At 71.3% G+C, this 10,172-nt stretch carries 11 protein-coding genes; 3 read left to right on the top strand and 8 right to left on the bottom strand.

Annotated elements, in window-relative coordinates; all coding sequences use genetic code 11:
* Positions 1-90: 90 nt before the first annotated feature.
* The 6 genes from mshC to ACIBF5_RS29095 all read right to left on the bottom strand — a co-directional run bounded on the left by mshC (position 91) and on the right by ACIBF5_RS29095 (position 5,733).
* Positions 91-1,329, bottom strand: a complete 1,239-nt coding sequence (gene mshC / locus ACIBF5_RS29120) for a cysteine--1-D-myo-inosityl 2-amino-2-deoxy-alpha-D-glucopyranoside ligase (protein ID WP_396816099.1) — start codon at positions 1,327-1,329, stop codon at positions 91-93.
* A gap of 92 nt (positions 1,330-1,421) precedes the next feature.
* Positions 1,422-2,240 (bottom strand): SCO1664 family protein, encoded by an 819-nt coding sequence (locus ACIBF5_RS29115; protein ID WP_396816098.1) that lies wholly within the window; start codon positions 2,238-2,240, stop codon positions 1,422-1,424.
* 121 nt (positions 2,241-2,361) lie between these two features.
* Positions 2,362-2,946, bottom strand: a complete 585-nt coding sequence (locus tag ACIBF5_RS29110) for a DUF3090 domain-containing protein (protein ID WP_396816097.1) — start codon at positions 2,944-2,946, stop codon at positions 2,362-2,364.
* A gap of 118 nt (positions 2,947-3,064) precedes the next feature.
* Positions 3,065-3,781, bottom strand: a complete 717-nt coding sequence (locus tag ACIBF5_RS29105; RefSeq protein ID WP_396816096.1) for a histidine phosphatase family protein — start codon at positions 3,779-3,781, stop codon at positions 3,065-3,067.
* A 35-nt stretch (positions 3,782-3,816) separates the two neighbouring features.
* Positions 3,817-4,650 carry an undecaprenyl-diphosphate phosphatase gene (locus tag ACIBF5_RS29100; protein WP_396816095.1) on the bottom strand — a complete coding sequence of 278 codons (834 nt, stop codon included), beginning with the start codon at positions 4,648-4,650 and terminating at the stop codon, positions 3,817-3,819.
* A gap of 30 nt (positions 4,651-4,680) precedes the next feature.
* Positions 4,681-5,733: an LLM class F420-dependent oxidoreductase gene (locus ACIBF5_RS29095; protein ID WP_396816105.1), complete on the bottom strand. Its 1,053-nt coding sequence runs from the start codon at positions 5,731-5,733 to the stop codon at positions 4,681-4,683.
* Positions 5,734-5,946: 213 nt separating this feature from the next.
* Here ACIBF5_RS29095 and ACIBF5_RS29090 point away from each other — a divergent pair, with 213 nt between their 5' ends.
* Entirely contained in the window at positions 5,947-6,918 is a 972-nt protein-coding gene (locus tag ACIBF5_RS29090) for an aldo/keto reductase (RefSeq protein WP_121160532.1), read from the top strand.
* Between the two features lie 63 nt (positions 6,919-6,981).
* The gene (locus ACIBF5_RS29085) at positions 6,982-7,173 is read left to right on the top strand and encodes a DUF5703 family protein (RefSeq protein ID WP_121160531.1); all 192 of its coding nucleotides are present in this window, start codon (positions 6,982-6,984) and stop codon (positions 7,171-7,173) included.
* A gap of 7 nt (positions 7,174-7,180) precedes the next feature.
* Here ACIBF5_RS29085 and ACIBF5_RS29080 read toward each other — a convergent pair whose 3' ends face one another.
* Both ACIBF5_RS29080 and ACIBF5_RS29075 read right to left on the bottom strand, forming a co-directional pair.
* Positions 7,181-7,855, bottom strand: coding sequence for a hypothetical protein (locus ACIBF5_RS29080; protein WP_396816093.1), 675 nt, complete (start codon positions 7,853-7,855; stop codon positions 7,181-7,183).
* 85 nt (positions 7,856-7,940) lie between these two features.
* A complete protein-coding gene (locus ACIBF5_RS29075; RefSeq protein WP_396816104.1) occupies positions 7,941-9,269 on the bottom strand; it encodes a M20/M25/M40 family metallo-hydrolase in 1,329 nt (442 codons plus the stop codon).
* Between the two features lie 224 nt (positions 9,270-9,493).
* Here ACIBF5_RS29075 and ACIBF5_RS29070 point away from each other — a divergent pair, with 224 nt between their 5' ends.
* Positions 9,494-10,141 (top strand): hemerythrin domain-containing protein, encoded by a 648-nt coding sequence (locus tag ACIBF5_RS29070; protein ID WP_396816092.1) that lies wholly within the window; start codon positions 9,494-9,496, stop codon positions 10,139-10,141.
* The last annotated feature ends 31 nt before the right edge of the window (positions 10,142-10,172 follow it).

Genomic DNA, 10,172 nt, shown 5'->3' with positions numbered 1-10,172 from the left:
ATCGCTGCGAACCTCGAACATCACAACCCCTGACACGATCAGGCGTTGCAACGATCCCTAGAACCCGAGGCGATAACAAGGGGCCCTTCCTTACAGGCGGATGCCGAGGAGGGCGTCGACGGTGTCGGCGAAGAGGGCCGGGGCGGCCGGGTCGGTGTTGTCACCGGTCAGCGTGGCGTCGGCCCAGGCGTCCAGCACCGCCAGCGCCCCCGGGGTGTCGAGGTCGTCGGCGAGCCGGGCCCGTACGTCGGCGAGCAGTTCACCCCCGGACGGCCCGGCGGCGTACGCGGCGGCCTCACGCCACCGGGCCAGCCGCTGTTGCGCGGTCTTGAGCACCTCGTCGGTCCAGGTCCGGTCCGAGCGGTAGTGGTTGGCGACCAGACCCAGCCGCAGCGCCATCGGGTCCACGTGGTCGGCACGGAGCCGGGAGACGAAGACCAGGTTCCCCTTGGACTTCGACATCTTCTCGCCGTCCAGGCCGATCATGCCGGCGTGTACGTAGTGCTGGGCGAAGGGCGCCTGACCAGTCAACCGCTCGGCGTGCGCGGCGGAGCACTCGTGGTGCGGGAAGAGCAGGTCGTTGCCGCCGCCCTGGACGTCGATGGTCGCTCCGAGCAGGTCCAGCGCGATCGAGGCGCACTCGATGTGCCAACCGGGTCGGCCCGGCCCGAGGGAGTCGCCGTCCCAGGCCGGCTCGCCCTCGCGTGCCCCGCGCCAGAGCAGCGGGTCGAGCGGGTCGCGCTTGCCGGGTCGGCCCGGGTCGCCGCCTCGTTCTGCGGAGAGGGTGAGCATCTGCTCCCGGGAGAGGTTCGACTCGTAGCCGAACCGGGGCGTGGCGGAGATGTCGAAGTAGATGTCGCCGGTGCCGTCGTCCAGCCGGTACGCGGCCCCCTCCTCGACCAGGGTGCGGACCTTGGCGACGATCGCCGGGATGGACTCGACCGCGCCGACGTAGTGCGCTGGCGGGATCATCCGCAGCGCCTCCATGTCCTCGCGGAACAGCGCCGTCTCCCGCATCGCCAGCACGACCCAGTCCTCGCCGTCGCGCGCGGCCCGTTCCAGCAGCGGGTCGTCGATGTCGGTGACGTTCTGGACGTAACGCACCTCGTGCCCGTTGTCCCGCCACATCCGCTGCACCAGGTCAAAAGTGATCATGGTGGCGGCGTGCCCCAGATGGGTCGCGTCGTAGGGGGTGATCCCGCACACGTACATCGTCGCCGCGCCTGTGGGGCGGTTCGGGTGAACGGCGCCGCGCGCCGAGTCGTACAACGCCAAAGGCTGACCGGTTCCCGGCAGCCGTGGCACCTGATGCCCCGTCCATGCGTCCATGACGGCCAGCCTAACCAGCCCGCCGCCCGTCGTCGGGACAGCCTGAGGTGATCGATGCGACAGTGGTCAGGTACGGGTGGCGCACGCCGAGATCAGATCGGCGGCCAGGGGATAGCCGGCCAGTCCTCGGACGGGACCGGGAAACGGCCGGTCTCCAGCAGGAGATTGACCCGGGCCGACACCTCCGCGACCTCGCTGATGGTCAGGTGCTCGGACAACTCCTCGCCGAGAGGCCCGACCAGGTTGGCGGCGAGCTGGCTGAGCACCTCGATCGCGTCCGGCGGCAGGTCCCGGCGGGCCCAACCCCAGAGCACCGTACGCAGCTTGCCCTCGACGTGGAAACAGACACCGTGGTCCACGCCGTAGATCCGGTCGTCCGGCCCGGTCAGCACGTGACCGCCCTTGCGGTCGGCGTTGTTGATCACTGCGTCGAAGACCACCATCCGGGCCAACCGGGGGTCGTCGGCGTGCGCGAGCGCGTACGGCAGTCCGTCGTCGTCCTCGGCGGCGGCGACCCGGAACCACCGTGGCGGCAGGCTCTCCGCCGGCACGAACCCGACCAGGGGTTCGCCGTCCTCCGGTTCGTCGATCCAGAGCTGGCAGGCGCCGGGGCCGAACGGCCCGTCGCGCAGCACCGTAGGCGGGACCACGTCCCAGCCGGTCGCCCGGGAGACCAGGTAGGCGCTCACCTCGCGGCCGGCCAGTGTCCCGTCCGGGAAGTCCCAGAGCGGGCGTTCGCCCCGGATCGGCTTGTAGACGCAGCGTGCGGTCACCCCGTCGAGGGTCAGGAAGCCGCGCAGGGTGGTGTTGGACGCGTCGGTCAGCCGGCCTTCCAACTCGAACTCACCACCCCGCAGCAGCCGGAGCGCGTCGTTCTCGTCGAGCACGGGCTGCACGTCGGACGAGGTCACCGCGACCGACCGGAACGGCTGGCCGACAGCGGGGAGCCGAGCACCGCCCCGGCGACCGTCGTCCGGGGCCGGCCGGTCCGGGCCGGCGTCGGACCGGTCACCGGGTGCACGATCACGACCATCAGCGGCGGTAGCCGTTGTGGCGGGGGCAGAGGTGACCTGCGGGGTCGAGGGGTTGACCGCAGAGCGGGCACGGCGGCCGTCCAGCGGCCACCACCCGGCGGGCACGCTCGATGAACTCCCGCGCCGCCTGCGGGGTCAGCCGCACCCGCAGCCGGTCGAGGTCGTCGTCGGGCTCTTCGTCCTCGTCGTCGGTCTCGTCGGCCTCGTCCGGGTCGCCGAGTTCCACCTCGGCCTCGGTCTCACCGGCGGCGATCGCCTCGATGACCACGGTGGCGGTGTCGACGTCGAAGGCCAGGCCCAGGGTGCCGACGCGGAACTCCTCGTCGACCGGGTTGTCGAGCGGGTCGTTGTCGGAACTGGTGAGCACCGCGTCGGGCAACTCGACCCCGAAGCGACGCTGTGCCTCGGTCAGCAGTTCTTCCAACTTTTCGGCCAGCAACGACACCTGGACCTTCTCCAGTGCCACGCTGACCACCCGGCCGCCGCCTCGCGCCTGGAGGAAGAACGTGCGCTCTCCCGGCGCGCCCACGGTCCCAGCGACGAACCGCTCTGGCGGCTCGAAGGCGTGCACCTGATGGGTCATACCTACGACCCTATCCGGCCCGATTCGGCGTCGCGCAGCGCACCGACCCGAATCGCCGCCCGCCCCGGGCACACCTCGGAGTCCGAGGGCTCCGTCCCTGGTAGGGACCGCTGTGGGCTCACCGCTCCAGCCCTGCTTCACCGCTGCCCGCGCCTCCGCCGACCGCCGCGTCGGAGTCCGCCGGACGGGGCCGGCGACGGCGGGGGCGCCGGGGTGGAACCAGGTTACCCAGGTCGCCCGCGGTGTCGTTGAGACGGAGCACGAACGGCCGGGTCGGGGTGTAGCGGATCGCCGTCACCGACGCCGGGTCCGCGACGATCCGCTGAAAAAGATCAAGGTGTACGCCGAGCGCATCCGCGACGATGGCCTTGATCACATCGCCGTGGCTGCACGCCAACCAGATCGCCTCCGGCCCGTGCTCGGCGCTGATCCGGGCGTCCCATCGGCGTACCGCCGAAACCGCCCGGGTCGCCATCGCCGCCATCGCCTCCCCGCCCGGGAACACCACCGAGCTGGGGTGCTGCTGAACCACCGGCCACAGTGGATCCTTGGCCAGCTTCTTGAGCGGCTGCCCCTCCCACTCGCCGTACCCGCACTCGGTCAGGTCTTCCTCGATGGTGGGCGGCACCTCCGGCAGGGCGAGTTCCAGCGTCTGCCGGCAGCGGATGAGCGGGCTGCTGACGACGGCCGCGAGCGGGAGCGTACGGAGCCGGGCGCCGGCGCCGACCGCCTGCGCCCGGCCGGTCTCGTCCAGCTCCACCGGCTGGCGACCGGCGAGCCCTCCGCTGGCGTTCGCGGTGGTCCGACCGTGGCGTAGGAGTAGGAGGGTTGTCACGAGCCCTACCCTACGGGGGTGCCCGCCGGCCGGGGTCAGGTGGCGCTGATGGTGCCGGTGATCAAAAGGGCCAGGACCAGGCTGCCCAGGGCGACCCGGTAGAGCACGAAGGCGTACAGGGTGTGGTGCGCGACATACCGCAGGAGCCAGGCGATGGAGACGTACCCGACGGCGAAGGCGATCAGGGTGGCGACCACCATCTGGGCGGGCGTCGGGATGGAGCCGTCCCCGCTGTTGTCGAAGACGTCCGGGATGCTGAACAGCCCGGACATCACCACCGCCGGGATGGCGAGCAGGAACGAGTAGCGGGCCGCCGCCTCGCGGGTCAGGTTGAGGAAGAGCCCGGCGGTGAGCGTGCCACCGGACCGGGACACCCCGGGAACCAGCGCGGCGGCCTGGGCGAGACCCATCACCACGCCGTCACGCATGGTGAAGTCCCTGATCGTACGGGTCTGCCGGCCCCAGTACTCGGCGAAGGCCAGCACGAAGGCGAAGATGATCAACACTGCGGCGACCAGCCACAGGTTCCGCGCGGCGGTCCGGATCTGGTCGGCGAACACGAGCCCGAACACGCCGATCGGGATCGAGCCGACGATGACGTACCAGCCCATCCGGTAGTCCAGCTCGCCGCGTACCGAGCTGTCCCAGATCCCGACCACCCAGGTCCGGGTGATCCGCCAGATGTCCTTGGCGAAGTAGAGCAACACCGCTGCCTCGGTGCCGAGCTGGGTCACCGCGGTGAACGAGGCCCCGGCGTCCTGGTCGAAGAAGATCGCCGAAGTGATCCGCAGGTGTGCCGACGAACTCACCGGCAGGAACTCGGTGAGTCCCTGCACGATGCCGAGCACGATCGCCTCGATCCAGCTCATCCGATCACCGCCGCCCCGGTTGCCGCGCCGTCACTCGCCCACCCCCGAGAGTTCGAGGGCCTCGGCGCCGGCCCGCAGGGCGCGTACCCCGCTCTCGACGTCCGCGACGAAGAGCGTCAGCGACAGGGTGGTCACCCCGGCGGCGGCGTACTCGCGCATCCGGTCGGCGATCCGCTCCTTCGGGCCGAGCAGCGAGGTGCGGTCGATGAACTCCAGCGGCACGGCGGCTGCGGCGTCCCGCTGACGCTTCGCCAGGTAGAGCTCCTGCACCTCACGGGCGGCGTCGCCGTACCCCATCCGGGTGGCGAGCTGGTTGTAGAAGTTCTGTTCCCGGCTGCCCATCCCGCCGACGTACAGCGCGGCGTACCAGCGGACCAGGTCGGCCGCGGCGCCGACGTCGTCGCCGAGGACCAGCGGCACGCTCGGCACCACGTCGAAGCCGGCCAGTTCCTTGTCGGCCTTGGCCCGCCCGGCGGAGACCGCGTTCAACTGCTCGGCCGCGAACTCCGGCGCGAAGAAGATCGCCAACCAACCGTCGGCGATCTCACCGGCGAGCTCCAGATTCCTCGGGCCGACCGCGGCGAGGTAGATCGGAATCTGGTCGCGGTGCGGATGGAAACCGAGCCGCAGCGCCTTGCCCGGGCCGTCGGGCAGCGGCAACCGGTAGTGGGCGCCGTCGTACTCGACCTGCTTGCGGCCGAGCGCCAACTTGACGATGTCGACGTACTCCCGGGTCCGGGCCAACGGCTTGGCGAACCGCACCCCGTGCCAGCCCTCGGAGACCTGCGGACCGGAGACGCCGAGGCCGAGGCGGAACCGGCCGCCGGAGAGGGTGTCGATCGTCGCCGCGGTCATGGCGGTCGCCGCCGGGGTACGCGCCGGGATCTGCATCACCGCCGCTCCCAGGTCGATCCGCTGTGTCTGCCCCGCCATCCAGGCGAGCATGCTCGGCGAGTCCGAGCCGTACGCCTCGGCCGCCCAGACCACGGAGTAGCCGAGCCGGTCCGCCTCCTGGGCCAGGAGCAGATGATCGGCCGGCGTGCTCCACGCCGTCTGGTATCCGAGGCTGAGCCCGAGTCGCACTGGTTCCTCCCCCATCCGCGGGTCAAGTCGCATCAGGGTACGCAACGATCGCCGTCGGTGCGGGCACGGCGGCACCAACGCGCCGTCGGGAACAGCGTACGGGTGTCAGAAGGCCGTCAGCGGAGCCTCTGTGCAGGTCCGAATTGCGCGGCACGACACACAACAGCGGGAGCGAGGATATCGGTGGGGCGATGTTCTGAATAAGGTTCACCCATGCAACAGCGACCGCTCGGCCGAAGCGGGCTGGCGGTTTCGCGGCTCGCGCTCGGCACCATGACCTGGGGTCGGGACACCGACGCCGATGACGCGGCCGCGCAACTGAAGAGCTTTCTCGATGCCGGCGGGAATCTGGTCGACACCGCGGACGTGTATTCCGACGGCGACGCCGAGTCGGTGATCGGTGCGTTGATCGGCACCCTGGTGCCGCGCGACGACCTCCTGATCGCCACCAAGGCGGGACTGCGGCCGGGTTCGGGCCGCCGTCGGGACGGCTCCCGGGGCCACCTGCTGCGTACGCTGGACGCCTCGTTGCGACGGTTGGGCACCGACCACGTCGACCTGTGGCAGGTGCACGGGTACGACCCGGACACTCCCCTAGAGGAGACCCTCGCCGCCCTGGACCACGCGGTGAACAGTGGCCGGGTCCGCTACGTCGGGGTGTCGAACTTCTCCGGCTGGCAGACAGCGCGGGCCGCTACCTGGCAGGCGGCGTTCCCCGGCCGGGCGCCGGTGGTGGCCGCCCAGATGGAGTACTCGCTGCTGGAACGGGGCATCGAGCGGGAGGTGCTGCCCGCCTGCGCCGACCTCGGCCTGGGGCTGCTGCCGTGGTCCCCACTCGGACGCGGCGTGCTGACCGGCAAGTACCGGCACGGCCGACCGGCCGACTCCCGGGCGGCCTCGCCGCACTTCGAGCGCTTTGTCGCCAGCTACCTGGAACCCCGGTGCTCCAGCATCGTCGAGGCGGTCGCCACCGCCGCGGGCGGCCTGGGCGTCTCCCCCCTCGAAGTTGCCCTGGCCTGGGTACGTGACCGTCCCGGCGTGGTCGCCCCGATCCTGGGCGCCCGTACGGTCGGCCAACTGCTCGGCGCCCTCCAGGTCGAACGGATGACCCTGCCGGCGGAGATCGCCCGAGCGCTGGACGACGTGTCGGCGGTGCCGGTCGGCTACCCGGAGCGGGACGGCTGACCGGGAGGTGTGGCCGATCTCAAGGACTGGTGTCTCTCACGGCCCCGTGGGCAGGATAGGGGCATGGACTACGAATACGCACCGCTGCGATTGCCACCGAACGTCGATCGGGTGACGGCTGCGGCGCAGCTCGCGATCCAGGCGGAGTTCTCCGGCTGGGAGTTGGCCCGGGTGCGACTGTTCCGGGACGGGACGCGGCAGGTGGTGCTGCGTCGCCGCCTCGCCCAGACGTCGCAACCGGGCCTCTCCTACTGATTCGGGACTATCGGGCCGACGGCTCGTGGTCGTGGTCGCCGTCGGCCGGGAGGAACGGGTGCTCGTCGAGCCGGCCGACGAGCTGGTCCTCGGGGTCCGGCTGGAACGGCCCGGCGCTGTCGTCATCGTCGAACGACTCCAGGTCCAGCGGCACCGCGACCTCGCTGACGACCACCAGACCGTCCAGCGGCTCCAACTCCGGGATGTCCAGCGCGCCGAGCGAGCCGTCACCGCTCTGGAGCAACTCCAGGACCGCCTCGCCGACCCCCTCGACCGGCTCGGACTCCTCGTCCTCGGCGGCGGCGGCACGGCGGGCGGCCTCGGCCACCCGGATCAGGGCGGCGACGCTCGGCACCCGGTAGTCCCGGCGCTGGCGGACCGAGAGCACCCGGGGATGCGGGTCGGTCGGCTCGGCGCCGTCCACCCCACCGAGCCCGACGCCGAACCGCTCGTCGGCCTCGTTCGGGTCGATCGACTCCACGTCCCAGGGAGTGACCTCGCCGAACGCGTCGAGCAGCCGCTCGTCGTACTCGAACGAGGCGTTGTTGAGAGCGACGTACGCCTTCCAGACGTCGTCGTCGTCGATCCGGCCCTCAGCGGCCTTGACCGCGGCGAGGTGGGCCCGGGCGGTCTCGATGACCCGCTCCAGGGCGGCGTCCAGCTCGGCGTGCTGGTCGGTCATGGTGTGGCTTTCCCTTCGAGGTGGCATAACGCGGGCGACAGGGTGCACCCGCGGCACGTGGGGGTACGAGCTGGTCCGAGGCGGCTCAGGAACCGCGCAGGAACCGGTCGAGCACCCGCACGCCGAACTGTAGTCCGTCCACCGGGACCCGCTCGTCAATGCCATGGAACAACGCGCTGAAGTTCAGGTCGGCCGGCAGACGCAGCGGAGCGAACCCGAAGCAACGGATTCCCAGTCGCTGGAACGCCTTGGCGTCGGTGCCGCCCGAGAGCATGTACGGCACCGGCCGGGCACCCGGGTCCTCGGCCCGCAGCGCCGCCGCCATCGCATCGACCAGGTCGCCGTCGAAACTGGTTTCCACGGCCGGCTGGCGGTGGATGTACTCGATCTCGATGTCCGGACCGATCACCTGGCGCAACTGCTCCAGCAGCACCTCCGACTGGCCCGGCAGACTCCGGCAGTCGATCGTCGCGGTCGCCCGCCCCGGGATCACGTTGTCCTTGTAGCCGGCGTCGAGCCGGGTCGGGTTGGCGGTGTTGCGGATGGTCGCGCCGACGATGCTCGCGATCGGGCCCAGCTTGGCGATCGTCGCCTCCGGGTTCTCCGGGTCGAACTCGATCCCGAGCAGGTCGGAGACCTGCTCCAGGAAGGTCCGCACGGTCGGGGTCAGCACCACCGGGAACCGGTGCTGGCCGACCCGCGCCACCGCCTCGGCCAGCGCGGTCACCGCGTTGTCGTCGTGGATCATCGACCCGTGGCCGGGCCGACCCTTGGCGTGCAGGCGCAGCCAGTCCAGCCCCTTTTCCGCCGTCTCGATCAGGTAGAGCCGCTGGTCGTCGCTGACCGAGTAGGAGAAGCCGCCGACCTCGCCGATCGCCTCGGTGCAGCCGTCGAAAAGCTCCCGGTGCTGTTCGACCAGGAAATGCGCGCCGTAGTCGCCGCCGGCCTCCTCGTCGGCGGTGAAGGCGAGCACGATGTCCCGGGGTGGGCGTACGCCGGTGCGCTGCCACTGGCGGACCACCGCCAGCACCATGGCGTCGAAGTCCTTCATGTCGATCGCACCCCGGCCCCAGAGGTAACCGTCGCGCAGCTCACCGCCGAACGGGTGCACCGACCACTCGCTCGCGTCGGCCGGGACCACGTCGAGGTGGCCGTGCACCAGCAGCGCACCCCGGCTCGGGTCGGTGCCCGGGATCCTCGCCACCAGGCTGGTCCGCCCCGGTGCGGACTCACGCAGCTCCGAGGCGACGCCGACCTCGGCGAGCTGGGCGGCCACGTACTCGGCGGCAACCCGTTCGCCGGCACTGGTGGCGTTGTCCCCGGTGTTGCTGGTGTCGATGCGCAGCAGGTCACGGCAGATGTCGACGACCTCGTCGGTGGCGCTGGGATGGCTGGGAGCGGCATGGCTGGTCATGCGGTTCTTCATACCAGAGCCGGCCGGGCGCCCGGTCAGCTCGACCCACTCCGACCCGACACGCGGGCCGCTCACGGTGGGCACCGGCGACCGGGAGATAGACCGCCGCGTTTGGCCGGGCCCGGGTACGGGTATCGCCGCTGGCGTTCCCCCATCCGCCGTCCTGACTATCCGTCGACCAGATACCAGCCGTCGAACGGCTGCCAGTTTGCAGGAGGACCGACGTGAGCCTGCCCCTTCCCCCGCTGCCGCCGACCGCTGGCGTCGACGACGATCACTACCGGCCCGGCGGACTCAGCATCGTCGACCTGCTCACCGAGGAGCACGCTCGGATCGGCACCCTCTGCCGGGAGCTGGCCGATCCGGCCCTCCCCGTCGACCAGCGGCACCGGGTGGCCGAGGTCCTCGTCGCGACCGTCACCCGGCACCTCTCCGGCGAGGAGCAGTACCTCTACCCGAGCGTGCGCAGCGCCCTGCCGGAGGGGGCGGCCGTAGCGGACCGGGAGATCGCCGCGGACGCCGCACTGCTGCACGCGTTGCGCGAACTCTCCGCCGCGACGGCCGGCGACCCGGGGTACGACGAGGCCGTGGCCCAGGTCACCGAGCAGGTGACCCGGCACACCCGGGCGGCGACGAGCGAGATCTTCCCCGCGCTCCGTACGGTGGCGAGCGAGGCCGACCTGATCCGGCTCGGCAACCGGGTGCAGATCGCCGAGGAGGCGGCACCGACGCGACCGCACCCGGACACCCCGACCACCCCGCCGTGGAACCGGATCGTCGAGCCGGCGGTGGGCGTGGTCGACAAGGTCCGCGATGCGGTGACCGGGCGCCAGACGTACCTTGATGATCTGCCCGACGGCACGCGCCCCTGACCCGGATGCCGCCGGAGCCGGCGGCGAAGGG

Origin of the sequence: Micromonospora sp. NPDC050417, from assembly GCF_044458865.1 — a bacterium.
In the GTDB taxonomy this organism is placed as follows: domain Bacteria; phylum Actinomycetota; class Actinomycetes; order Mycobacteriales; family Micromonosporaceae; genus Micromonospora_G.
The sequence above is the reverse complement of the archived record's forward strand: the minus strand, read 5'-3'. Positions and strand labels throughout refer to the sequence as shown.